The organism is Roseateles rivi (assembly GCF_043555845.1).
Classification (GTDB): domain Bacteria; phylum Pseudomonadota; class Gammaproteobacteria; order Burkholderiales; family Burkholderiaceae_C; genus Roseateles; species Roseateles rivi.
The window spans coordinates 128,308-151,847 of sequence record NZ_JBIGHZ010000006.1 but is presented as its reverse complement, the minus strand read 5'-3'; the positions used below and the strand labels follow the sequence as shown (position 1 = coordinate 151,847).

General features: G+C 65.5%; 24 protein-coding genes and 1 tRNA gene. 11 read left to right on the top strand and 14 right to left on the bottom strand.

Going from position 1 to position 23,540, the window contains the following annotated elements:
* Positions 1–35 precede the first annotated feature (35 nt).
* The 3 genes from ACG0Z6_RS15790 to ACG0Z6_RS15780 are packed head-to-tail and all read right to left on the bottom strand — an operon-like array spanning position 36 to position 5,552.
* A complete protein-coding gene (locus tag ACG0Z6_RS15790; protein WP_394463146.1) occupies positions 36–1,244 on the bottom strand; it encodes an HlyD family type I secretion periplasmic adaptor subunit in 1,209 nt (402 codons plus the stop codon).
* A gap of 33 nt (positions 1,245–1,277) precedes the next feature.
* Positions 1,278–3,647, bottom strand: coding sequence for a type I secretion system permease/ATPase (locus tag ACG0Z6_RS15785; RefSeq protein WP_394463144.1), 2,370 nt, complete (start codon positions 3,645–3,647; stop codon positions 1,278–1,280).
* Positions 3,648–3,665: 18 nt separating this feature from the next.
* The gene (locus ACG0Z6_RS15780; protein WP_394463141.1) at positions 3,666–5,552 is read right to left on the bottom strand and encodes an O-linked N-acetylglucosamine transferase, SPINDLY family protein; all 1,887 of its coding nucleotides are present in this window, start codon (positions 5,550–5,552) and stop codon (positions 3,666–3,668) included.
* A gap of 438 nt (positions 5,553–5,990) precedes the next feature.
* Between ACG0Z6_RS15780 and ACG0Z6_RS15775 the strand changes: the two genes are divergently transcribed.
* The 4 genes from ACG0Z6_RS15775 (at position 5,991) to ACG0Z6_RS15760 (ending at position 8,842) form a co-directional block, all read left to right on the top strand.
* Positions 5,991–6,506: a hypothetical protein gene (locus ACG0Z6_RS15775; protein ID WP_394463139.1), complete on the top strand. Its 516-nt coding sequence runs from the start codon at positions 5,991–5,993 to the stop codon at positions 6,504–6,506.
* A gap of 118 nt (positions 6,507–6,624) precedes the next feature.
* A complete protein-coding gene (locus tag ACG0Z6_RS15770) occupies positions 6,625–7,632 on the top strand; it encodes a D-2-hydroxyacid dehydrogenase family protein (protein WP_394463137.1) in 1,008 nt (335 codons plus the stop codon).
* Positions 7,633–7,676: 44 nt separating this feature from the next.
* A complete protein-coding gene (locus tag ACG0Z6_RS15765; RefSeq protein ID WP_394463135.1) occupies positions 7,677–8,228 on the top strand; it encodes a chromate transporter in 552 nt (183 codons plus the stop codon).
* Complete coding sequence (locus ACG0Z6_RS15760) at positions 8,225–8,842, top strand: chromate transporter (protein WP_394463133.1); 618 nt, start codon at positions 8,225–8,227, stop codon at positions 8,840–8,842. The genes ACG0Z6_RS15765 and ACG0Z6_RS15760 overlap by 4 nt, the downstream gene beginning before the upstream one ends.
* A 12-nt stretch (positions 8,843–8,854) precedes the next feature.
* On the opposite strand, the gene upp is transcribed toward ACG0Z6_RS15760, so the two are convergent.
* The 7 genes from upp to ACG0Z6_RS15725 form a co-directional block, all read right to left on the bottom strand.
* Positions 8,855–9,487 (bottom strand): uracil phosphoribosyltransferase, encoded by a 633-nt coding sequence (gene upp / locus ACG0Z6_RS15755; protein WP_394463131.1) that lies wholly within the window; start codon positions 9,485–9,487, stop codon positions 8,855–8,857.
* A 44-nt stretch (positions 9,488–9,531) separates the two neighbouring features.
* Positions 9,532–10,269 (bottom strand): 23S rRNA (guanosine(2251)-2'-O)-methyltransferase RlmB, encoded by a 738-nt coding sequence (gene rlmB / locus ACG0Z6_RS15750; protein WP_394463129.1) that lies wholly within the window; start codon positions 10,267–10,269, stop codon positions 9,532–9,534.
* Between the two features lie 72 nt (positions 10,270–10,341).
* On the bottom strand, positions 10,342–11,070 hold the full coding sequence (locus tag ACG0Z6_RS15745; RefSeq protein WP_394463126.1) for a heparan-alpha-glucosaminide N-acetyltransferase: 729 nt from the start codon (positions 11,068–11,070) through the stop codon (positions 10,342–10,344).
* 159 nt (positions 11,071–11,229) lie between these two features.
* Positions 11,230–11,320 (bottom strand) — tRNA-Ser (locus ACG0Z6_RS15740).
* 115 nt (positions 11,321–11,435) lie between these two features.
* Positions 11,436–12,731, bottom strand: coding sequence for a serine--tRNA ligase (gene serS, locus ACG0Z6_RS15735; protein WP_394463124.1), 1,296 nt, complete (start codon positions 12,729–12,731; stop codon positions 11,436–11,438).
* 122 nt (positions 12,732–12,853) lie between these two features.
* On the bottom strand, positions 12,854–13,825 hold the full coding sequence (ispH, locus tag ACG0Z6_RS15730; RefSeq protein WP_394463122.1) for a 4-hydroxy-3-methylbut-2-enyl diphosphate reductase: 972 nt from the start codon (positions 13,823–13,825) through the stop codon (positions 12,854–12,856).
* Positions 13,825–14,277 carry an FKBP-type peptidyl-prolyl cis-trans isomerase gene (locus ACG0Z6_RS15725; RefSeq protein WP_394463120.1) on the bottom strand — a complete coding sequence of 151 codons (453 nt, stop codon included), beginning with the start codon at positions 14,275–14,277 and terminating at the stop codon, positions 13,825–13,827. The genes ispH and ACG0Z6_RS15725 overlap by 1 nt, the downstream gene beginning before the upstream one ends.
* A gap of 93 nt (positions 14,278–14,370) precedes the next feature.
* On the opposite strand from ACG0Z6_RS15725, the gene radC reads away from it, so the two are divergent.
* Together radC and ACG0Z6_RS15715 are read left to right on the top strand one after the other, a co-directional pair.
* Entirely contained in the window at positions 14,371–15,045 is a 675-nt protein-coding gene (gene radC / locus ACG0Z6_RS15720; RefSeq protein WP_394463118.1) for a RadC family protein, read from the top strand.
* Positions 15,042–15,743 (top strand): Smr/MutS family protein, encoded by a 702-nt coding sequence (locus tag ACG0Z6_RS15715; protein ID WP_394463116.1) that lies wholly within the window; start codon positions 15,042–15,044, stop codon positions 15,741–15,743. Before radC ends, ACG0Z6_RS15715 begins: the two co-directional genes overlap by 4 nt.
* 3 nt (positions 15,744–15,746) lie before the next feature.
* On the opposite strand, the gene ACG0Z6_RS15710 is transcribed toward ACG0Z6_RS15715, so the two are convergent.
* Entirely contained in the window at positions 15,747–16,529 is a 783-nt protein-coding gene (locus tag ACG0Z6_RS15710) for a MinD/ParA family protein (RefSeq protein ID WP_394463114.1), read from the bottom strand.
* A complete protein-coding gene (locus tag ACG0Z6_RS15705; protein ID WP_394463112.1) occupies positions 16,526–17,236 on the bottom strand; it encodes a GGDEF domain-containing protein in 711 nt (236 codons plus the stop codon). Before ACG0Z6_RS15705 ends, ACG0Z6_RS15710 begins: the two co-directional genes overlap by 4 nt.
* A 235-nt stretch (positions 17,237–17,471) precedes the next feature.
* Between ACG0Z6_RS15705 and ACG0Z6_RS15700 the strand changes: the two genes are divergently transcribed.
* From ACG0Z6_RS15700 to ACG0Z6_RS15690, 3 genes are read left to right on the top strand one after another with little or no spacing between them, the layout of a single operon-like run.
* The gene (locus ACG0Z6_RS15700; RefSeq protein ID WP_394463110.1) at positions 17,472–18,320 is read left to right on the top strand and encodes a CheR family methyltransferase; all 849 of its coding nucleotides are present in this window, start codon (positions 17,472–17,474) and stop codon (positions 18,318–18,320) included.
* Positions 18,321–18,362: 42 nt separating this feature from the next.
* The gene (gene cheD, locus ACG0Z6_RS15695; RefSeq protein WP_394463108.1) at positions 18,363–19,028 is read left to right on the top strand and encodes a chemoreceptor glutamine deamidase CheD; all 666 of its coding nucleotides are present in this window, start codon (positions 18,363–18,365) and stop codon (positions 19,026–19,028) included.
* A 30-nt stretch (positions 19,029–19,058) separates the two neighbouring features.
* Positions 19,059–20,141, top strand: a complete 1,083-nt coding sequence (locus ACG0Z6_RS15690) for a protein-glutamate methylesterase/protein-glutamine glutaminase (RefSeq protein ID WP_394463106.1) — start codon at positions 19,059–19,061, stop codon at positions 20,139–20,141.
* A gap of 31 nt (positions 20,142–20,172) precedes the next feature.
* Here ACG0Z6_RS15690 and hslO read toward each other — a convergent pair whose 3' ends face one another.
* Positions 20,173–21,132, bottom strand: coding sequence for an Hsp33 family molecular chaperone HslO (hslO, locus tag ACG0Z6_RS15685; protein WP_394463104.1), 960 nt, complete (start codon positions 21,130–21,132; stop codon positions 20,173–20,175).
* Positions 21,133–21,138: 6 nt separating this feature from the next.
* Entirely contained in the window at positions 21,139–21,684 is a 546-nt protein-coding gene (locus tag ACG0Z6_RS15680; protein WP_394463102.1) for a gamma carbonic anhydrase family protein, read from the bottom strand.
* A gap of 75 nt (positions 21,685–21,759) precedes the next feature.
* On the opposite strand from ACG0Z6_RS15680, the gene ACG0Z6_RS15675 reads away from it, so the two are divergent.
* Together ACG0Z6_RS15675 and ACG0Z6_RS15670 are read left to right on the top strand one after the other, a co-directional pair.
* Positions 21,760–22,557, top strand: coding sequence for a ferritin-like domain-containing protein (locus ACG0Z6_RS15675; protein WP_394463100.1), 798 nt, complete (start codon positions 21,760–21,762; stop codon positions 22,555–22,557).
* Between the two features lie 68 nt (positions 22,558–22,625).
* Positions 22,626–23,534 carry a DMT family transporter gene (locus tag ACG0Z6_RS15670; protein WP_394463099.1) on the top strand — a complete coding sequence of 303 codons (909 nt, stop codon included), beginning with the start codon at positions 22,626–22,628 and terminating at the stop codon, positions 23,532–23,534.
* Positions 23,535–23,540 lie beyond the last annotated feature (6 nt).

Genomic DNA, 23,540 nt, shown 5'->3' with positions numbered 1-23,540 from the left:
CCCGGGCTTGGCGGCCTTGTGTGAGCTTTGCGGGCCTAGCGCTCGCGCAGCGCTTCGCGCGACTTGAGCACTGGGCGCAGCAGGTAGTTCAGCACCGAGCGCTCGCCGGTGCGTATCTCCACCTGGGCCGTCATGCCCGGGATGACGGGCAGCGGCTTGCCATTGCGCACGATGGTGCTGACCTCGGTGGCGATGACGGCGCGGTAGTACTGCGCGTCCGGCCCGCGGTCGGCCTCGCCCAAGGCATCGGGGCTGATGTACTCGACCTTGCCTTCCAGCCCGCCGTTGACGTTGTAGTCGTAGCCCGCGAGCTTGACCACCGCGTGCTGCCCGAGCTGCACAAAGCCGATGTCGCGCGGCTTGATGCGGGCCTCCACCAGCACCCGCGGGCCCAGGGGCACGATTTCCATGATGGCTGCCCCGCTGGGCACCACGCCGCCAACGGTGTTCATGCGGATGTTTTTCACCAGCCCGCGCACGGGAGACTTGATGACGGTGTGTTTGAGTGCGTCCTGGCGCACCACCATTTGCTCGTCCATCTGTGCCAGCTCGGTTTGGGCGCGCGCCAACTCGCTGCTGGCTTCTTGGCGAAAGCGCGTCACGCGCTCGTTGCGCTGCTGCTCCAGCTCGTTGACCTGGCGGTTCAGGCGCATGACTTCCACGTCAGACATCAAGCCCTTGGCAGCCATATCCCGCGCCAGCTTGAGCTCGCGCCCGAGCAGGCCAATGCTGCGGTTGATGCTGGCGGCGGCTTCGTCCAGCACGCGGCGGCGCGCTTCATAGACTTCGATTTCAGTCTGGGTGAGGCGGGCGTTGGCCCGCACCTCGGGCGGGAAGGTCGGCGCCCTGCCCTGGGTTTCGGCCTGCAGCCGTGCCACCGTGGCGCGCAGCGCCAGATGGCGGGCTTCGCTTTCGTTTTGTGCGGCCTCGGCGCGTGTGGGGTCCAGCTCCACCAGCGCCGTGCCGGCTTCCACTTCCTGGCCTTCGCGCACCAGCAGCTTGCTCAGTGTGCCGGTCTCCAGCGAGGCAATGATTTGCTCTTTGCCATCGGGCACGATGCGCCCGTCGCTGCGCGTGACTTCGTCCACTTTGGCCACCGCGGCCCAGCTCAGGGCCACCACCAGCACGATGAAGAGCAGGTACAGCCCCCAGACGACACGCGGCAGCGGCTCGTCCAGCAGCGCCTGGTTGACGCTGGACAGCAGCCGCCCTTCGCTGGGTTTGATGGCAGAGGATGAGTTCATATCGCTTCTTGCTGCGGCCGGCGGGTCGGCGGCTTAGACCGAGGCCGAGCGCTGCACAGGCTGCGTGGCCGGGTGCATGTGCACGTCTGCCGCGCTGTCCGTGGGGGTGGCGGGTGCCGCGGCCTGGGCCGGGCGCACGCCCGAGAGTGCGGCCAGCACCTGGTCGCGCGGGCCGTCCATGACGAGCTTGCCCGAATCCACCACCACGATGCGGCGCACCAGCTCCAGCACCGCCGGGCGGTGTGTCACCACCACCAGCGTGCACTGCGAGGCAGCGTCTTTGAGCTGGCGCAAAAAGGCCATTTCTGACTGCGCGTCCATGGAGCTGGTGGGTTCGTCCATCAAGAGCACCTGGGGCTTGTCCACCAGGGCGCGGGCCAGGGCCACCAGCTGGCGCTGGCCGCCTGAGAGCAAGCCGCCCATCTCGCCCACGGGCAAATCCCAGCCCATGGGGTGCTGGGCCACCACGCGGTCCAGCCCCGTGAGTTGGGCCACTTCCACCAAACGCTGTGCGTCCACATGGCGGCCCATGAGCACGTTGTCGCGCAGCGTGCCCTGGAACAGGCGCGGCTCTTGCGAGACAAAGCCCACGCTAGCGCGGTATTCGGCCGGGTCGATCTGGCGCAGGTCTATGCCCTCCACCTCCACCATGCCCTCGGTGGGCTGGTAGAGGCCCGCCAGCAGGCGCAGCACGGTGGACTTGCCGCTGCCGATGCGGCCCAGAATGGCCAAGCGCTCGCCGCCTTGAATGCGCAGATTCACGCCCTTGAGCACCTTGGGCGATTGCTGGCCCGCTGCGGCCGGGTAGGCAAAGCCCACGTCGTTGAGCCCGATGCGGCCGCTGAACTGCTGCAGCGGCACATAGGCGCGCTGGGTGTCGCGTTCGTTGGGGGCATTCATGGCCTGGTCCAGCGAGCGCATGGCCGCACGCGCAGCCTGGTAGCGCGTGGCCAGCCCCACGATGCCTGAGAGCGGCATGGTGGCGCGCCCAGCGAACATCACCGCGCCCAGCAAGCCACCGGCGGTGAGCAGCCCGTCTTGAATGAGGTAGACGCCCCACACCAGCATCACCAGGTTGATGAGCTGCTGCATGGTCATGGCCACGTTGTTGCTCCAGCTCGCGTAATGGCGCGAGCGCAGGCCGGCCTCAGCCGCCATGGCGCTGGCGCGCTCGTAGCGGCGCACAAAGCGACCCTCGGCGCCCGAGGTCTTCACGTCTTCCAGGCCTTCGAGCACTTCCACCAGCGTGCCGTGCAAATCGGCGGTTTCGGCCAGCTGCATGTGCGTGGCGCGGCGCAGCTGGCCTTGAATGAGCACGCTCAGGCCCAGAATCAGCGGGATGGCCAGCACCAACACCCAGCCCAGTTGCCCGCCCACCATGAAAGTCATGGCCACGAACAGCACAACAAAGGGCAGATCGGTCAGCACCGACATGGTGGCCGAGGTGAAGAAGTCGCGCACGATCTCCACCTGAGCCAGGTAGTGCGCATAGGCCCCGGCTGAGGCGGGCTTGTGCTCCATGCGCACGCCCAGGGTCTGGCGAAACAGCTTGGCCGAGATGATGAGGTCGGCCTTGCGCCCGGCCAGGTCAATGAGGTGGGCGCGCAACTGGCGCGCAAACAAATCGAACACCAGCGCCAGCACGGCGGCCACGGCCAGGGTCCACAAGGTCACCAGGGCCTGGTGGGGGATGACCTTGTCGTAAATGATGGAGGTCACCAGGCCGGACACCAGCATCAGCACATTGCTGATGAGCGCGGCCAGCATGGCTGAGCGGTAGTAAGGCGTGAAGCGCTTGAGCGTGCCCCACAACCAGTGCTCGCCGTCTTGGGCCAGCAGCGCGCTGGGGTCGTTGGCGCCGCGCGCCTGGGGCTGTGCGCGGGGCGTGGCGGCCAGCAGGTAGCCGCTGTATTCGCCGTCGAGTTCAGCTGGCGAAGCCAAACAGGCCGCGGCCTCGGGGCCGGGGAAGACGACTTCAAAGCGCGCCTGGCCCGCGTCGTTCACCCGCCGCTGCAGCACGCAGGCGTCGCCGCCATTGAGCAGCAGCACCGCGGGCAGCAGCATGTCGTTGATCTCGTGCAGGCCTTTGCGCAGCAGTCCGGCGTTGTAGCCCGCCTCGCGCATGAGCTGCACCCCCTGTTGCGGGCTTATGGGGCCTGCCTCCAGCGGCGCACCGGCACGCAGCGACTGGGCCGAGCGCCCACGCCCGTGGTGCTGGGTCAGCCAGGCCAAGCAGGCCAGCAGCGGGTCGCCCGGCGGTGGCGCATCGGCGGTGGCCTCAGCGCTGGCTTGAGCCAGGGCCGGATCGGCAATCTGACCGTTTTGTGCGGCCAAGCGCAGACCCGCGCTCCCTGGGGGGGCGCTGGCGCTGCCTTCAAAGAAATCGTCGTGCCGCCGGGTCATGAGGAACTATGGGTCTGTTTATGAGGCAACTCCACGCGCCGCGAGCGCCAGGCGCTCGAATTCCTGCTCCATGGCGTGAACGATTTGGGGAATGTCGAACAAGGCGCTGCTGCGACCGTGCTCGCGCAAATAGCGCTTGTAGGACGCCGCCCGCGCGGGCGTGAGCCCGATCTGGATGGCGCGCTGCTCGTACTCGGCCAGGCTGTGCGTGATCAAGTCCGGCAAGCCCACGGCTGTGAGCAAGCTGCCGCACATGCGCGAGATGTAGCTGCGCCCGCTGCGCGTGAGGATGGGCGTGCCCATCCACAAGCAGTCGCTGGCGGTGGTGCCCGCGTTGTAGGGGAAGGTGTCCAGCACCAGGTCTGGCAGAGCAAAGCGCGCCAGATAGTCGGGCGGCGCCACGCGCGGCGCAAAGATCAGCCGCTGCGCATCCACCCCGGCAGCCTGGGCTTGCTGGCGCAGGTTCTCGCGCGCCCAATCGTTGTCCGCCAACAGCCACAGCACCGAGCCCGGCACAGCGGCCAGGATGCGCATCCAGCTGCCAAAGACCTCGGGCGTCATCTTGTGGTTGTTGTTGAAGGAGCAGTAAACAAAGGCGTCCTCGGGCAGGCCGTACTGGGCGCGTGTGGGCTCGGCACCCACTTCGCGCTGGCGGTCGCTGACCTGGTAGCAATGTGGCAGGTAGATGGGCTTTTCGGAGCAATACGGCAGGTATTGCTCGGGCATGACGTAGCGGTCGGCAATGATCCAGTCCACGCCCGGCAGCAGCGAGGTGGCAGGCAGGCCCAGATAGCTCACCTGCACCGGTGCGGGGCGGTAGGCCAGGATGTTGGGGCGCGCGCCGTTGGTGAGGCCCTGCAGGTCCACCAGCACATCAATGCCCGCGCGGGCGATCTGCTCGGCCGCCTGGCGGTCGTCCAGCGCGCCAATGCGCCAGACCTTGTCAAAAGACTGCAGCAAGCGCGCGCGCAGCGGCGTGCCGTCTTCCTTGCTCCAGCAAAAAGCGTGGACTTCAAAGCGCTCGCGGTCGTGCAGCGCGTAGAGCTCGGCAGTGAGCAAGCCCACGGCGTGCATGCACAAATCGCCCGACAAATAGCCGATGCGAATGCGGCCTGTGCGCGGCTGCAGCACCGAGGCCACCTCGTGCAGCGCCGGGCCTTTGTAGGCCAGCACTTTTTCATACACAAAACGCTGCGCGGCCAGCAGCTGCACGGCCGGGTCGTCGCTGGCCGAGAGTGTGGCCAGGAGCGAGGTGTTGACCAGCATCTGGTTGGGGGTGACCGCACCCACGCTTTGGTACACCGGCCACTCGCACTGCTTTTGGCGGATGTGCACATAGTGCTGCAGCACATCGCCCTGAGCCGCCTTGAGCTGCAGGCTTTGCACCATGCGCGCTTCGGCCTCGGGGTAGCGGCGTTGCTGCTCCAGCAGCCGCGCCATGTTGTTGATGGCATGCAGGCGCAGCTCCAGCGCGTCTGAACCCATCGGGTCTTGGGGGGAGCGCTCGTCGGCCACCTCGCCCCACTCCTGCAAAGCCTGCTCGGGCCGCTTGAGGTTTTCAAGCTGGTGACCGAGGTTGAGCCGCGCCTGTGCGAAATCAGGTTTGAGCGCCAGCGCTTCGCGGTACACCGCCTCAGCGCGCTCGGCCTGGTGCAGCTGGCCCAGCACCGTGCCCAGGTTGTAGAGCGCCACCACGCGTGCGGGGCTGCTGTGCGTGAGCAGCCAGGCCTCGTAGAGCTGCACCGCCGCGTCGAGCAAGCCGCGCAGCTGCAGCTCCTGGGCTGCACCCATGAGTTCACCCAGCGACATGCCGCCACTGCGGGCCTGCCCCAGCCATTGCTCCAGCATGGCCGACTGCGCTGCGGGAACGCTGAGTGTTTGTGGGCTTGGCGTTGCGATGTCCATAGGCACTTTGCACCTGTGTTTGATGTTGACGCGCTGCAAGGCGCGCGCAGCGGCAAGCACGCCGCCCGCTTTGGGCCAAGCGTGGTCTGTGACTGATGTTAGGAGCGCCCCCGCCCCCGCCATGGCCTCAAGTACAGGGCAAACACCGGGTTAATTGAAGTTTGCATTCGTGCGCCCCAGCACCTATGCCCAGCCCCTGCCAACTCTTCACGCCTTTGGCCACGCGCAGCGTCAAGCCATGCCCTTGCGTGCCGAATTAGCCGTTGGATGTGCCAGTTTTCACGGCTTTGCCACCCTCGGGTGGACTTGAAGATTCCGCCTCATGGAGCACCACAGCGAGTGCAACGGGTCCATGCAGCACAAGAGGCCCGTCCTGGTTAGCAGTCTGCCGCCATCCCGGTTGTCACAACCCCGAGGTCGAGAAGCGCCATGGAGCACATGAGGAACGCAGGATCACCCAGCCAAAGCGGCCCCGCCAGTTTGTGGGAGGGCAGCACCTTGATCGACGCCCTGCCCGAAGTCAGCAGCGTCTACGACACCGACCACGCCCTGGCCGAGGCCGCTGGCGCCGCCAAAGCCGGCTGGGCCGCGCCGTCCACGCCCCTGGGCATGGGCAGCAAGCGCCGCAGCGGCGACACCATCATCAGCAGCCTGCTGCGCTGGTTGCCCAGCGAACGGCGCAAAGCCTCAGGCACGGATGCCGCTGCTCAGAACCAGCACCTGATGGCGCTCAAGCAAGCCTGTCGTGACGCCCTGCAGGATGTGCCCCCGCATGAATACGGCAGCGTGCAAACCCTGCGCTGCAACATCACCCGTGCGCGTACAGCACAGGACTTGTGGCACTTGCGCACAGCGCTATACACCGAAATTGCGCGCGCCCACAGCCAGGGCGAAGCGCAGCGCCGCCTCAAGCAACTGCCGCGGGAACTCCAGCGCACCAGCCCACCCAACTGAGGGTGAAGGCGGCCAGCTTGTGGCGCCCGCACGGCAAGGCCTAGCACAAACCGCCAACACCAGGGGCACAGGCACCCAAGTGCGAGCACCGGGCTCGGGCACAATCTGGCCCGACGCCATGAACATCATCATCCTCGACGACTATCAGGATGCCGTGCGCAAGCTCGACTGCGCCCGCAAGCTGGAGTCCCTCAACGCCAAGGTCTACACCAACACCGTCAAGGGCATAGGCCAGTTGTCGGTGCGGCTGCGCGATGCCGACATCATCGTCGCCATCCGTGAGCGCACCCAATTCAGCCGCCAGTTGTTGGACAAGCTCCCCCGGCTCAAACTCATTGCACAAACCGGCCGTGTCGGCAGCCACATCGACCTGGAAGCCTGCACGCGCCTGGGCATTGCGGTGGCCGAGGGCAAGGGTTCACCGGCCGCACCGGCCGAGCTCACCTGGGCGCTGATCATGGCCGCCGCGCGCCGCCTGCCCCAGTACATCGGCAACCTCAAACACGGCGCCTGGCAGCAAAGCGGGCTCAAAGCCGCCTCCATGCCACCCAACTTCGGACTGGGCGTGGTGCTGCGCGGCAAGCGCCTGGGGGTGTGGGGCTATGGCCGCATCGGCCAGCTGGTGGCGGGCTACGGCCGTGCATTCGGCATGGAGGTGCAGGTGTGGGGTAGCGAGAGCTCACGCCTGCGCGCCCTGACTGACGGCTACCAAGTGGCCGAATCCCGCGAGGCCTTTTTTGCCGACAGCGATGTGCTGAGCCTGCACCTGCGCCTGTGCGAGGCCACCCAAGGCTGTGTCACCCAAGAAGACCTGGTGCGTATGAAGCCCACCGCCATCTTCGTCAACACCTCGCGCGCTGAGCTGCTGACTGAGGGCGCCTTGGTCAGCGCGCTCAACCGCGGTCGCCCGGGGCTGGCTGCCATCGACGTCTTCGAGGCCGAGCCCATCTTGCAAGGCCACCCGCTGCTGCGGCTGGAAAACGCCATTTGCACGCCCCACATCGGCTATGTGGAACGCGACAGCTACGAGCTCTACTTTGACGCCGCCTTCGACAATGTGCGGGCCTATATGCAAGGCCAGCCCAGCAACATCGTCAACCCCGACGCCCTGAAGGTCCTGCGCTGAACCCACCCGCCCCAGCCCCACAGCTACCGCGCCGCCCGGTCGATTTGTTCTGGGCCTGCACGCGGCTGGCGCTGCAGGGGTTTGGAGGCGTCATCGCCATCGCGCAGCGCGAGCTGGTGGAACGCCTGGGCTGGCTGACGCAGCAAGAGTTTGTCGAGCTGCTGGCTGTAGCTCAGGTGCTGCCCGGCCCCAACATCGTCAACCTGGCCATGATGATTGGCGACCGCTTCTTTGGCTGGCGCGGTGCCGCTGCCGCCCTGGGCGGCATGCTGGCCATCCCCTCCGTGGTGGTGCTGAGCTTGGCTGCCCTGGTGGGCCATGGCCTGCAGCACGGCGACAACGCCTGGCTGGCCGGTGCCCTGCGCGGCATGGGCTTGGTGGCTGCGGGCCTGGTGCTGGCCACCGGGCTCAAGCTGCTGCCCACGCTGCGCCGTCACCCGCTGGGCTGGGGCTATGCGCTGGCCCTGGGTGCTTGGGTGCTGCCGGCTACGCTACTTTGGCATGTGCCGCTGGTGCTGGTGCTGCTGGGTCTGGGCGGCCTGGGCATGGCGCTGACCTGGCGCGCCCTGGCCACGACCGGGGAGCCGCCGCCGTGAACGAACTGCTGCACACCCTGGGCCTGATTCAGCCCGACGGCGCCCAGCTGCAAGCGCTGTGGCTGCACTATCTGATGCTGTCCTTCCTCTCCATCGGCGGGGCCATCACCACGGCGCCAGAGATGCACCGCTTTTTGGTGCAAGAACGCGGCTGGCTCACCGACACCCAGTTCAGCGGCGGCATTGCCCTGGCCCAGGCCGCGCCGGGGCCCAATATCTTGTTCGTGGCGGTGCTGGGTTTTCAGGTGGCGGGCCTGCCCGGCGCACTGGCCACCATGAGCGGCATCATGCTGCCCTCGGCCACCCTGGTGCTCGTGGCCACGCGCTGGGCGCGCGAGCACCAGCAGCACATCGGCGTGCGCGCTTTCACGCTGGGCTTGCAACCCCTCACCCTGGGTTTGATGCTAACCACCGGCTTGGTGATGGCGCGGCCCTATTTCGCGGCGCATGGCCAAGCCCTGCTGACCCAAGGCAGCGCCGCACTGCGCCAGCCGCAGCTGTGGTGCGCGCTGGCCCTGCTGCTCGCTACCGTGGTGCTGGCGCTGCGCACACGGCTGAGCCTGCTATGGCTCATCGCCGTGGGTGGCGTAGTGGGAGCGCTGGGCTGGGTGTAGGCCGCGCGCGCTTCAGGCGTCTTTGGTGCCGAAGATTTTGTCGCCTGCATCACCCAGGCCCGGGATGATGTAGCCGTGCTCGTTGAGGTGCGAGTCAATCGCAGCCGTCCAGCAGCGCACATCCGGGTGCGCGCGCTCCAGCGCCGCCACGCCCTCGGGGGCGGCCACCAGCACCAAGGCGCGGATGTCTTGGCAGCCGCGCTTCTTGAGCAAGTCGATGGTGGCGATCATGGAGCCCGCCGTGGCCAGCATGGGATCGATGATGAGCGCAGTGCGCTCTTCGAGCTGACCAACAAACTTTTCGAAGTAGTTCACCGGCTGCAGGGTTTCGTGGTCGCGCGCCAGGCCCACCACGCTGACCTTGGCGTTGGGCATCATGTCCAGCACGCCGTCGAGCATGCCCAGCCCCGCGCGCAAGATGGGCACCACCGTGACCTTGCGCCCCGCAATCTGCTGCACCTCTACCGGCCCGCACCAGCCCTGCAGGCGCACGCCCTCCAGCGGGAAGTCGGCCGTGGCCTCGTAGGCCAAGAGCCGGGCCACCTCGCCGGTGAGCTCGCGGAACTTTTTGGTTGAAATGTCGGCCTCGCGCATGAGGCCGATCTTGTGTTGCACCAAAGGGTGCAGGACTTGGATGACAGGCATGGTTCAGAAAATAGACAAGACTCGCTGCCCTGGCAAGCGAAAATTCAGCAGCCCCGTTGGCGCCGCGCCTCGTACAAGCACACCGCCGCAGCCACCGAGACATTGAGACTCTCCACCGCGCCCTGCATGGGAATGCGCACCAGCTCGTCACAGGTCTTGGCCGTGAGCTGGCGCAACCCCGCCCCTTCAGCCCCCAGCACCAGGGCCACCGGGCCCTTGAGGTCCAGTTCGTAGAGCGTCTTCTCAGCCTGGTCTGAAGTGCCAACCACCCAGATGTCGCGCTCCTTGAGCTCGCCCAGCGTGCGCGCCAGATTGGTCACCATCAGGTAAGGCACAGTCTCGGCCGCACCGCTGGCCACCTTGGCCACGGTGGCGTTGAGGCCCACGGCATGGTCTTTGGGCGCCACCACCGCGTTCGCACCAGCCCCATCGGCCACGCGCAAGCAAGCGCCGAGGTTGTGCGGATCGGTCACACCATCGAGCACCAGCACCAGCGGCGGACCTTCCACGCCGTCCAGCACATCGTCCAGCGAATGCTGCTGCACCAGCGCCTTGCAGCGCGCCACCACGCCCTGGTGGCGCGGCGCCCCAGCCAGCTTGGTCAGCCGCGCGTCGTCAGACTCCACCAGCTTCACCCCAGCCTCACGGGCCTTGTCCAAAAAGCTGCGCATGCGCTGGTCGCGCCGCGTGGCATCCACATGCAACTCCAACACGGACTGCGGGGCGGTCTTGAGCCGCACGGTGACGGCATGAAAGCCGAAAAGAATCTGTTGAGCACTCATGGGGCGCGATTGTCGCAGCCAGGGCAGTCGCGCCCGGCTTGTTTTTTGGCTTGCCCCTGAGGCTACAGCGGCTCAGGGCCGCGCGCCCAGCTGCAACACCAGCCACAGCAAGCCCATGAGCAGCGGCTGGTGCAGCAGGTAGTAGCTCAGCGACCAACGCCCCAGCCCCGCCAGGGCGTGGCCAGCACGCGGCAGCGGTGCCGCCAGCCATGCCCGCACCCGGCCCTGGCGCGCCAGCACAAAGCCCAGCAGCAGCACAGACAGCCACGGCAGCACGGGCACGTAGTCCTCAGTCACGGGTTTGCGGCTGATGAGCCCCAGCGCATTCAGCCCCCGCCCGTCCAGGGCGGTAGTGCCCCAAGCCGCCCACAGCGGCGGTGCGAGCAGCGCGGCCAGCGCCAGCGCCAGCAGCACCGGTGTGGGCAGACGCAGCAGCCCCAGGCGCAACAACAGCAACATGGCCGCCATGCCATGCAGCACGCCGAAGTAGATGTAGGACTGCGGGAACACCCACCACGAGCCCACACTCACCAACAGCGCCGCTGCCGCAACCTGCGCCCAGCGCCGCGCAAAACGCGTCAGCGACTGCCCCTGCGCGACCGCAACGCCCTGCCCCAACCCGGCGCACAGCAAGAAGCTGCTGACAATGGCCACGCGCTGCCAAGTCCACAGCGGGTCTCGGTAAAAGTCCTGCCGCCACAACCCGAAGTGCACCAGGTCAAAGCAGAAGTGAAACCCCGTCATCCAAAGCATGGCCAGCCCACGCAAAGCATCCAACCGCTCAAAGCGCTGCCCCTGCATGCTCCCCTCCTTGATCGTTGCTGCCTTTGTAAGCGATATTCAAGCCGCAGCTCACGGCCACTCCACTGCCTCGCCACACCGCCGGGCAAAGCGCTGCGCCAGAAATGAAAAAACCCGCACTGGGCGGGTTTTGATGGCCTTGGTTCACAAGGCGCTTTTTGGCGGAGAGGGAGGGATTCGAACCCTCGGTACGTTATTCACGTACGCCTGATTTCGAGTCAGGTACATTCAACCACTCTGCCACCTCTCCTGATTCGGTGCTCGCGGCGGTTGCTTGCGAGTAAGCCCGCTAGTATAGCGGAACTTTTGAGGTCGCCAGCGAATTTGCGCGCAATGCGCCCAGTTCGCACTGAGCGCTGCTGCGCTTAGGCCTGCAAGCGCTCCACACCGCCCATATAGGGACGCAGCGCTTCCGGCACAGTGATGCTGCCGTCGGCGTTTTGGTAGTTCTCCAGCACCGCCACCAGCGTGCGCCCCACCGCAAGACCTGAGCCGTTGAGGGTGTGCACCAGCTCGTTTTTGCCCGCAGCGTTTTTGAAGCGCGCCTGCATGCGGCGGGCCTGGAAGTCGCCCATGCTGGAGCAGGAGCTGATTTCGCGGTAGGTGTTTTGAGCCGGCACCCAGACTTCCAGATCGTAGGTTTTGGTGGCGCCAAAGCCCATATCGCCGCTGCACAGCGCCATGACGCGGTATGGCAGGCCGAGTTTTTGCAGAATGGCTTCGGCGTGCTGGGTCATGTCCTCCAGGGCCTGCTGGCTGTGCTCGGGGTGGACGATTTGCACCATTTCCACCTTGTCGAACTGGTGCTGGCGGATCAGCCCGCGCGTGTCGCGCCCGGCGCTGCCGGCTTCAGAGCGGAAGCACGGGCTGTGCGCCGTGAGCTTGATGGGCAGCGCAGCGGCGTCCAGCACGCGCTCGCGCACAGTGTTGGTGAGCGAGATTTCGCTGGTGGAGATGAGGTATTGCTCGGCCGCGGCCTCGTCACCACCGCGCAGCACCCAGAACATGTCTTCCTTGAACTTGGGCAGCTGGCCCGTGCCTTCAAGGATTTCGCGGTTCACGATATAGGGCGAATAGCACTCGGTATAGCCGTGCTCGGTGGTGTGCACGTCCAGCATGAACTGCGCCAGCGCGCGGTGCAGGCGTGCCACGGGGCCCCTCATGAAGGTGAAGCGCGAACCGCTGAGCAGCGCGCCGGTTTCAAAGTCCAAGCCCAGCGGTGCACCCAGATCGACGTGGTCTTTGAGCGCGAAATCAAAGCTGGGCGGCGTGCCCCAGCGGCGCACCTCGACATTGCCGGTTTCATCAGAGCCCAGTGGCACGCTGTCGTGGGGCAGATTGGGCACGCTCATGAGCATGACGCTGAGTTCAGCCTGAATGGCCTCGAGCCGTTCTGCACCGGCTTTGAGCGCGTCGCCAATGCCCGTCACTTCGGCCATTTCGGCGCTGGCGTCTTCTTTCTTGCCCTTCTTCATGCCGATGAGCTTGGAGAGGCTGTTGCGGCGGGCTTGCAGCTCCTCGGTGCGGGTCTGCACGTCCTTGCGCTCGGCTTCCAGAGCTTGGTAGCGGGCCACATCCAAAAAGGCTTGCGGAGATTTGCGAGCGTTGAGGCGGGCAACGACGGCGTCCAGGTCTTTGCGCAGCAGCGTGATGTCCAACATGGCGTGGGGTCCTCAGATGTTCTTGGAGTCTTTTGGGGGGCGAACGTCAGGCTTGGCGTTCAGCCCGCGGGCAGTCAGGAAGTTGCACGGGCCATCAGGCCCGCGCCCAGCACTGGGAGGGCTCAAGATCGGTCGCTGGTGACCTCGGCCATGGACTTGTCGCCCAGCCCCAGCGGCAGCGGAAAGCGCACATGCTCTTCCACGCCGGGCAGTGTGCGCACGCTGGTGGCGCCGAGTTCGCGCAGCCGCGCAATCACAGCCTGCACCAGCACATCGGGCGCCGAAGCACCGGCGGTCAGGCCCACGCGTGCGCGGCCCTCAAGCCACTCGGGGCGCAAATCGTCAGCGGCGTCCACCATGTGCGCGGGCGTGCCCAGGCGCTGGGCCAGTTCGCGCAGGCGGTTGCTGTTGGAGCTGGTGGGGCTGCCGACCACGATGACCACATCCACCTGCGGCGCCAGCACCTTCACGGCGTCCTGGCGGTTTTGCGTGGCGTAGCAAATGTCTTGCTTTTTGGGCTCGCGAATCAGCGGGAAACGCTGGCGCACGGCCTGGATGATTTGCGCCGTGTCGTCCACGCTGAGCGTGGTTTGCGTGACGACGGCGAGCTTGCTGGGGTCATTCACGCGCACATGGGCAACGTCGGAGACCTCTTCGACCAGATAAATGCCATCACTGAGCTGCCCCATGGTGCCTTCCACCTCGGGGTGGCCCTTGTGGCCGATCATGATGAACTCGTAGCCCTCTTTGCGCAGCTTGGCCACTTCCACATGCACTTTGGTGACCAAGGGGCAGGTGGCGTCAAAGATTTGAAAGCCGCGCGCGGCCGCTTCCTGGCGCACGGCCTGGCTCACGCCGTGGGCCGAGAAGATGAGCGTGGCACCGGCGGGCACTTCGGCCAGGTCTTCGATAAAAATCGCGCCCTTGGCTTTGAGGTCGTTCACCACATAGGTGTTGTGCACGATTTCGTGGCGCACATAAATGGGCGCGCCGAACTTCGTGAGCGCGCGCTCCACGATTTCGATGGCGCGGTCCACCCCGGCGCAAAACCCACGCGGCTCGGCCAGCAAGATGTCTTTGTCAGGGGCCGTCATCACAGCACTCCGATCAGCTGCACTTCAAAGCGCAGCGCCTGCCCGGCCAGCGGGTGGTTGAAGTCAAACAGCAGGTCCTCGGCTTCCAGGCCGCACACCACACCGGCGTAGTGCCCCTGCCCGTCTGGCGTGGGGAACTGCACCACGTCGCCGAGCTGGTAGTCCTCGTCGGGGTCGCCCAGCTGGCGCAGCAAGCTGCGCGCCACGCGCTGCAGCATCTCGGGGTTGCGCGGGCCAAAGGCCTCGCCGGGCGCCAGATCGAAGTGGCAATGCGCACCTTCGGCCAAACCCAGCAGGCGCTGCTCCAGCGCTGGCGCAAGCTCACCACAGCCCAAGGAGAGCGTGGCGGGCTTGTCGCCAAAGGTGTTGATCACATCGGCACCGCCGGGCCCGCTGAGCCGGTAGTGCAGGGTTAGAAAGGAGCCTGGTTGAACGAGATTCACAAAAAGCATTCCCCGCTCAAAAGAGCGGCTGTCTGGGTTGAGGGCCGATTTTAGGCGGTGTCGCCCCACCCCGAACGCGGCAAACAGGAGGAGTTCCTTGCCATGCCCATCAGCCACATCCCCGAAGACGCGCGTCCGCGCGAAAAACTGCTGGCGCGCGGTCCCTCGGCCCTGGCCGATGCGGAGTTGCTGGCGCTGATTTTGCGCACTGGCATGGCCGGCCAGCCGGTGCTGCAGTTCGCGCAGGCACTGCTGGAGCGCTTTGGCGGCTGGAGCGGCTTGCTGCGCGCGGAGCACGAAGAGCTGGGGCGGGTCAAAGGCCTGGGCCCGGCCAAACGTGCCGAGATTGCCGCCGTGCTGGAAATCGCGCGCCGCGCGCTGCGCGAGCCCTTGACGCAGCGCACGGTGTTTGACTCGCCACAGACGGTTCAGCACTACCTGCAACTGCACCTCGATGCGCTGGACCACGAGGTGTTTGCGGTGATGTTTTTGGACGCCCAGCACCGCCTCATTGCCATGGAGCCCATGTTCCGCGGCACCCTCACCCAAACCAGCGTGTACCCGCGCGAGGTGGTCAAGCGCGCCCTGGCGCTGAGCGCTGCGGCGGTGATCTTGGCGCACAATCACCCCTCGGGCGTGGCCGAACCGTCGCGAGCCGACGAGGCCCTGACCCAGGCATTGCGCCAAGCACTGGCGCTGGTGGATGTGCGCGTGCTGGACCACTTTGTGGTGGGCTCAGGCGTGGTCACCTCCATGGCCGAACGAGGATTGTTGTGACCACCCCCGCCCCCAAGCACCGCTCCACCGCGATCAAAAGCCTGCAGGACCTGCGCCCGCTCAAGCAAGAACTGGCCACACGCCAGCGCTTGGCCCAGGAACGAGAGGCCGCCCTAGCTCGCGAGCGCGCGGCAGCTCTGCGCGAAGCGCGTTTGTTTGAGCACACGGTAGGGCCGGTGCAAGCCTTGGCGGTGAGCGCGCGCGTGCTGCACCGGCCCGAGCCGCCAGCGCCGCTGCCGCTGCAGCGCGAGGCGGATGAAAAGCAGGCTTGGCTGCAGGCGCTGTCTGACGACTTTGACGTGGACAGCCTGCTGGAGACGGACGACACCCTGTCTTACCGCCGCCCCGAGATCAGCGAGGAGACGCTGCGCAAGCTGCGCCGCGGCCACTGGACACGCCAGGCGCAGCTGGATTTGCACGGCATGCGCCGCGATCAAGCGCGCGAAGCACTGGGGCATTTCATCCAGGCCGCTACGCGCCAGGGCTTGCGCTGCGTGCGGGTGGTGCATGGCAAGGGCTTGGGCTCACCCGGGCGCCAACCTGTGCTCAAAAGCAAGGTGCAGCGCTGGTTGGTGCAAAAAGAAGAGGTGCTCGCTTTTGTGCAGGCCCAGGCCAGCGAAGGTGGCGCTGGCGCGCTGGTGGTCTTGCTGCAACTGCCCCCAGGGCGCAGCACCGGTGCACCACAGGCCGCACCTTAAGCCTCAAGCGTCGATCTTGGCCGCCAGTGCGTTGATGGCCTGAGCCGCCGCGCTGCCGGGGTACTGTTCCAGCAAGAGCTGGCGCTTGAGCACGGCTTGTTTGACCGAGGCGTCAGACGGCACTTCCCCCACCAGTTCCAGACGGAAATCAAAACCCGGTGTGCTGCCCACAAAGCGTTGCAGCACTTGCTGGAGCTGCCCACAAATCAAGCGGCCCTCGCCCGCACGCCCGGCCTGGTTGATGACCAAACGCACATGGTGGCGCTCTTGCTGTGTGGTCAGCACCTTGATGGTGGCGTAGGCGTCTGTCAGCGAGGTGGGTTCGGGTGTGGCCACCACCAGCACATCCGTAGCCAGGGAGATGGCGTAGAGCACCACATCCGAGATGCCCGCGCCGGTGTCGAGCAAGACCCAGTCATAGCGTGGCTTGACTTGGTCCAGCACGCTCAGCAGCCGGTCTCTGAGTTCAGGCGTGAGCCGTGAATACTCCACCATGCCCGAGCCCGCCAGCATCACCGAGAAGCCGCCGGGCGCTGGCAAGATGGCCTGATCCAGGGTGCACTTGTCGGTGAACACGTCATGCAGCGTGAGCTTGGGGTGCAAGTTCAACACCACGTCAAGATTGGCCAAGCCCAAGTCAGCATCGACCACCAGCACGCGGTGACCCCGCGCCGCCAGTGAGGCTGCCAAATTGGCCGTGACAAAGGTTTTGCCCACGCCCCCCTTGCCGCTGGTCACCGCCAGCGTTCGGGCAACGTTTGTTTTGGCCGCACGCACCGTCGTCATACTTGCTCGCTATCCTGAGGCAAAACTGCCAACAACATGCCTTTTTCCTCGGCGCTCACCAGAGTCTCGTGATGAACTTCCAGACATACGCGATTGCGTCCATCAGTCTTGGCGCGGTAGAGCTGGCGATCTGCACGCTCCATCCAGAGCAAGGGTGACGATCTCACCCACTGGGGTGCAAAAGCACCGCCCAAGCTGATGGTGACCGACAACTCGTCCTGAAATTGGCCGGTGGGGATGCGCAGCCGCGCCACACGCTCGCGCACGCGCTCGGCCACCGTCAGGGCAAAGCCGGCTTGGCAGTTGGGCAACATGATGCCGAACTCCTCACCACCGATACGCGCCACCGTGTCCATGGGGCGAACGGCTTGATTGAGCGCTGCGCCCACGGCCTGGATGACCAAGTCACCCACGCCGTGGCCATAGGTGTCGTTGACCGATTTGAAGTGGTCGATATCCAGCATCAGGAGCAGCGCTGACTCGCCCGTACGAGCCACGCGGTCGACCTCACGCGCCATGACCATTTCAAATGAGCGGCGGTTGGACAGCCCGGTCAGCGCATCGCGGCTGGAGAGGTCGCACAGTGCATCAACGATGCCTTGGAGCCAGGCCACGCTGCCGGGTTCGGCCTCGGGCAGCATGGCTCCCGCCTGCTGCAGCAGGTGCAGCGCGCGCTCCAGATGAAGCTGCTCAGCAGAAGATGGCATGCAAGGGATGTCCAAAGTTTGCGGTTCGCGAAATTTGGCCGCAGTCTACCGGCTGGCGAAGCCACCTAGATCGAGATATTTGCTGCGCCGAACGCAGCTTGTTCACACGATGGGTGTGCACGCGCTGTCTGCACACTTGCACTGACTGATCAAGCCGGGCAGTGTTCGCTCTTGCACATTTGCAATCGACGCACCTCCCGCCCCTTTCTGGCCTACAACCCTAAGAAACAGCTCCATGTCAGCACTTGCGCCGCCTCCCACGGAAACGCTGGATCATGAATTCAGCTTTAGCAAGAACGATTTCGACAAGGTCCGCCAACTCATCTACCAGCATGCTGGCATCAGCCTGCATGAGGGCAAGCGGGCCATGGTGTACAGCCGCCTGTCGCGCCGTCTGCGCGAGACCGGACACCGCTCGTTTGCCGACTACCTGAGCTGGTTGCAATCCATCAGCGGCGCCCAAGGGGAGCAGGAGTGGCAAGAGTTCGTCAACTGCCTAACCACCAATCTGACCTCCTTCTTCCGTGAAGAGCACCACTTCCATGCCCTCACGGAAGACTTGCGCGGCTTCAAAGACCGCCCCGTGCGCATCTGGTGCTCGGCCTCTTCCACCGGCGAGGAGCCCTATTCCATTTTGATGACCTGCCACGAGGCCATGGGGGGGCTCAACCAAGTCCAGATTGTGGCCAGCGACATCGACACCAATGTCTTGAATACCGCACGCCGCGGCGTCTACAACGCCGATGCACGCGGCCTGTCGGCGCAGCGACTCAAGCAGTACTTCATGCGCGGCACCGGCGCCAATGAAGGGCGCATCCGCATCAAACCGGAATTGGCCAAGGTGATTGACTTTCGCTCGCTCAACCTCATGCATGAGCAGTGGTCCTTGGGCGAGCCCTTTCATGTCGTGTTTTGTCGCAACGTCATGATCTATTTCGATGCACCCACCCAGCGCAAAGTGTTGGAGCGTATTCATCGCGTCATGAAGCCTCATGGCTTGCTGTATGTGGGTCACTCGGAGAACTTCACCGAATCCAAAGACCTCTTCAAGCTGCGCGGCAAGACCATTTACGAACGCGTCTGACGCCCGTCTCCACTGCGAACTGCCAAAACACCGCCACACATCATGAGCATTTCAACCGCGACGACGTCAGGCTCCTTGCTCAACGGAGGCGCAGGGGCTGCCCGCGTAGCGCAACTCAAGACCATTGCGCGCAAAACCGGCGAAGCCTCCTTCTTCTTCTACGACGCTCACTTCAAAAATGCTGCCGTCAAGGTCTTGCCGGGTGAGTACTTCGTGGACTCCGAAGACCTGTTGGTGATGACCACGCTGGGCTCCTGCATTGCAGCGTGCTTGTGGGATCGTCACGTCATGGTGGGTGGCATGAACCACTTCATGTTGCCCGACGGTCAGGGCGACTCCGGCCGCTACGGCACCTTTGCCATGGAATTGCTGATCAACGAGATGATGAAGCGCGGCGCCCACAAGTCGCGCATGGAAGCCAAAGTCTTTGGCGGCGGCGCCGTGATTGCGGGCATGAACAGCATCAATGTGGGCGAGCGCAACACCAACTTTGTGATGGACTTCCTCAAGACCGAACGCATCCCGGTCGTGTCCAAAGACGTGATGGACGTCTACCCGCGCAAAGTGTGCTTTTTGCCGCACAGCGGCAAGGCCATGGTCAAGCGCTTGGCGCCGACCAACACGGACGCTCTGGTGATGCAGGACAAGGTTGCGGCGCAAAAGGCTCAACCGGTGGCCAATTCCGGCGGTTCAGTGGAGCTCTTTTGAGCCGAAAACAATCAAAGCCTGGAGAACAAGATGGCCAAAACAAGCGTGGTGGTGGTGGACGACTCAGCGCTGGTGCGCAGCATCCTGACTGAGATCATCAATCGCCAATCCGATATGCACTGCATTGGCGCTGCCGCCGACCCACTGGCGGCGCGCGAGATGATTCGCGCCCTCAACCCCGACGTGATCACGCTGGACGTTGAGATGCCCAAAATGGACGGGTTGGACTTCCTCTCGCGACTCATGCGGCTGCGCCCCATGCCGGTGGTGATGGTCTCCACACTGACCGAGCGCGGCGCGGAAGTCACTCTCAAAGCGCTGGAACTGGGCGCCGTGGACTTTGTGGCCAAGCCCAAGATTGGTGTGGCCGACGGCATCCGCGCGCTGGCGCAGGACATCACCGACAAAATCCGCATCGCCTCGCGGGCCCACATCCGCCGCAGCCCCACGCCCGCAGCGGGCGGCACGGCTGCGCCACGGCCTGCCGTGAACATCCCAAGCCTGGGTCGACTCTCGACCGAGAAGATCATCTTCATCGGCGCCTCCACGGGCGGCACCGAGGCCACCAAAGACGTGCTGGTGAACCTGCCCGCCGACTGCCCGGCGGTGTGCATCACCCAGCACATGCCACCGGGCTTCACGCGCAGCTATGCCGCGCGCCTGGACGGGCTGTGCAAGATCAAGGTCAAAGAAGCACAAGACGGCGAGCGCATCCTGCCCGGCCACGGCTACATCGCCCCGGGCGGCATGCACTTCAGCATTGAACGCTCAGGCGCCAACTACATTGCCCGAGTGCAAGACGGCGACCCGGTCAACCGACACAAGCCCTCGGTGGAGGTGCTGTTCAATTCAGCGGCCCGCGTGGTGGGGCAAAACGCGCTGGCCATCATGCTCACGGGCATGGGCGCCGATGGGGCGCGGGCCATGAAGACCATGAAGGACGCGGGCTCCTACAACCTCGTGCAGGACGAAGCCACTTGCGTGGTGTTTGGCATGCCGCGCGAAGCCATTGCTGCCGGCGCCGCCGACGAAATACTGCCGCTGCAAAGCATTGCCCCGCGCCTGCTCGAGCGCCTGCGCAGCACTGCAGGCATGTCGCACAACCGCGTCTGACGGCCGCACAACAACCCAAACGAAAAGCCGCCTATTGCGGCGTTTCGTGCTGCGCAGCACCCGGTGTGGCGGTGAACAGGGCCGCCACGTCCACCGCGTCAAAGCGGTAGGTGGCACCGCAGAACTCGCAGCCCACCTCGACAGCACCCTGCTCGGCCACCACCTCTGTGGCTTCTTGCTCACCCAGGCCTTGAATCATGCGGCTCACGCGCTGGCGCGAGCAGCTGCAGGCAAAGCGGGGCTGCTGGGGCTCAAACACGCGCACCTGTTCCTGCCAGAAGAGCCGGCGCAGCACCTCCTGCGGCGCCAGGCCCAGCAGCTCCTCGGGCTTGAGCGTGGCCGCCAGCATGCTGATGCGGTTGAAGGCATCAAGACGCTCGATTTGTTCCGCTTCGCTCAGCCCCAGCCCTTCCAAATTGCCCTCACCCTGCAGCGGAATGCGCTGAATCAATAGCCCAGCGGCCACGCTGTCGTTGGCCGCCAGCACCAAGCGGGTCTCGAGCTGCTCGGACTTGAGCATGTAGTGCTCCAGCGCGCTGGCGATGTCAGTAAGAGGCTGACCTTCGTCGCTGCGCAGCGGCACGATGCCTTGGTAGGGCTGCTGCCCGGGCAGGCGGTCTTGTGGGTCCAGCGTGATGGCGCAGCGGCCCTGGCCGTGGGGGTTGATGAGCGCCGTCAGGTCTGAACCCGGCACCACAGCGCCCACCAGCGTGGCCGTGGCGCGAAAGCTCAAATCCGGCTGCACTTCGGCCACCGCCAGCTTGAGCGGCCCGTCCCCGGCCATTTGCAGCAGCAGCGAGCCCTTGAACTTGATATTGGCTTGCATCAGCGTGCTGGCCGCACTCATCTGGCCCAGCAGCTCGCGCACCTCAGGGGGGAATTCCTTCCCGGCACTGCGGCGCGACAGCAGCTCGTGCCAGCTCTGCTCCAGGCGCACCAACATCCCGCGCACCGGCAGGCCTTCAAACAAAAACTTGTGCAGCTCACTCATCTCACATCACTTCTTCTTGGCATCACAGGGGTCGATTCTTTGCAGTTCGGCTGCATAGCGTCGGGCGTTTTCTACGTAGTGCTGGGCACTGGTTTGCAGCGCGCTGATTTGCTCGGGGCTCAGCGGGCGCACCACCTTGGCCGGGCTGCCCATGATGAGGCTGCCGTCGGGGAATTCTTTGCCTTCGGTCACCAGCGAACCGGCGCCCACCAGGCAATGTTTGCCGATGCGCGCACCATTGAGTACCACCGCGCCGATGCCAATGAGAGAGTGGTCCCCCACCGTGCAGCCATGCAGCATGACTTTGTGACCCACCGTCACGCCCCGCCCCAAGCGCAGCGGGTAGCCGTCGTCCGAGTGCAGCACGCTGCCGTCTTGGATGTTGGTGTCAGCACCAATGTGCAGCTCATCGCTGTCGCCACGCAGCACGGCACCAAACCACACGCTGGCGCCCTGCTCCAGAGTCACCCGACCCACGACTTGGGCGCTCTCGGCCACCCAGACGTCGTCTGCCAGTTGGGGCTCATGCGCGCCCAGTCGAAACACTGCCATATCAGCTCCTGACCGCGCGCGCGGCTGCTTGTGTAAGGGGGATGGTGGGTCAAGCCCAAGGGGATAATTGTAGGGATGGAACTTCGCTCTGAGGCCCTGGCGGTGCTGCTGGTGGCCGACCCCGCCACCAAAGCCCATCAAGCCCGCTCTCTGTTCAAGCAGCGCCAAGCCTACACGCTGGAGCCGCAGGCGCCATTGCGCGCTCCGGCCGAAACCCCGCTGCCCGGGCGCCCCGTGCGCCCACGCCTGGTGGCGGCCTTGCAAGTGCCCTCACGCTCGCCCTTCACGCCTGAGGGCCGCGTGGCCTTGCTGCACGCCATTGCGCACATCGAGTTCAACGCCATCAATCTGGCGCTGGACGCGCTGTGGCGCTTTCCTGGCATGCCGCCGCGCTTTTATGAAGACTGGCTGCAGGTCGCGGCCGAGGAAGCCGAGCACTTCATGCTGCTGCGCGAACACCTGCAAAGCCTGGGCGCCGACTACGGCGACCACGACGCGCACGACGGCCTGTGGGCCATGGCCGAACGCACGCGGGATGACGTGCTCGCACGCATGGCCCTGGTGCCACGCACGCTCGAAGCCCGGGGGCTGGACGCCACACCGCCGCTGCAGGCCAAGTTCGCCAAGGCCGGCGATGCGCGCGCCGTGGCCATCTTGGACGTGATCCTGCAGGAGGAAATCGGCCACGTCGAGATCGGCAACCGCTGGTACCGCCACCTCTGCTTGGAGCGCGGGCTCGATCCGGTGGCCCTCTACCCCGAGTTGGTGCAGCGCTACCAAGCCCCCAAACCACGCCCACCGCTGAACGAGGCGGCACGCCAGGCCGCAGGGTTTACCGAGGCTGAACTGGCCTACCTGCGGGACGGTTTTTAGCCCCGCCACCACCACGGCCTCGCGCCGCACGCTGTCTTTGCGCCCCGCCCAAGCACCGAAAGCACACCTTGACCCGCATTCAAGCCAATCTCTTGCTCGTCTTCATTGCCTTCATCTGGGGCTCGGCCTTTGTGGCGCAAAGCCATGGCATGGACCACATCGGGCCCATGATGTTCACGGGCGTGCGCTTTCTCATCGGCGCCATGGTGGTGCTGCCGCTGGCCTTGCGCGAGCACACTGCTTTGAGCCGCCGGGGCGCTGCCCCCACGGCCAGCGACTGGCGCCACATCGTGTTGCTGGGTGGGCTGATGCTGATGGGCGCGGCGCTGCAGCAAATCGGCATTGTCTCGACCTCCATCACCAACGCAGGCTTTTTGACGGCGCTCTACGTGCCCTTGGTGCCGCTGCTGGGCTGGCTGATGCTGCGCCAGCTGCCGCACTGGTCGGTGTGGCCGGGTGCTGTGGCCTGCGTGGTCGGGGCATTTTTGTTGTCGGGCGCCCACGAACTGCGCCTGAGCCTGGGGGATGCCTGGGTGCTGGCCTCCACCCTGCCCTGGGCCCTGCATGTGTTGTTTGTAGGCCGCTGGGCTGACCGCATGAATGCGCCCTTCACCGTGGCCTGCGGCCAGTTCTTCGTCTGCGGCGTGCTGGCGCTGGCCTGGGCACTGTGGGCCGAGCCCTGGAGCTGGGCTGGGCTGCAGGCGGCCAGCGGCGCCATCTTGTACGCAGGGGTGTTGTCGGTGGGCGTGGCCTTCACCGCGCAGGTGCTTGCACAGCGCCATGCACAAGCATCCGACGCGGCCATCATCCTGTCCTCCGAGATGGTGTTTGCTGCCGTCTTTGGCTATGTGCTGATGGGCGACCGCCTCAGCCCCATGGGCTGGTTGGGCTGCGGCCTGATTCTGGTGAGCCTGCTGGCCGTACAGCTGCTGCCCGCAAGGCGCGTGGCCACCCCACCTCCTACAGGCCACCCCTGAGGCGGC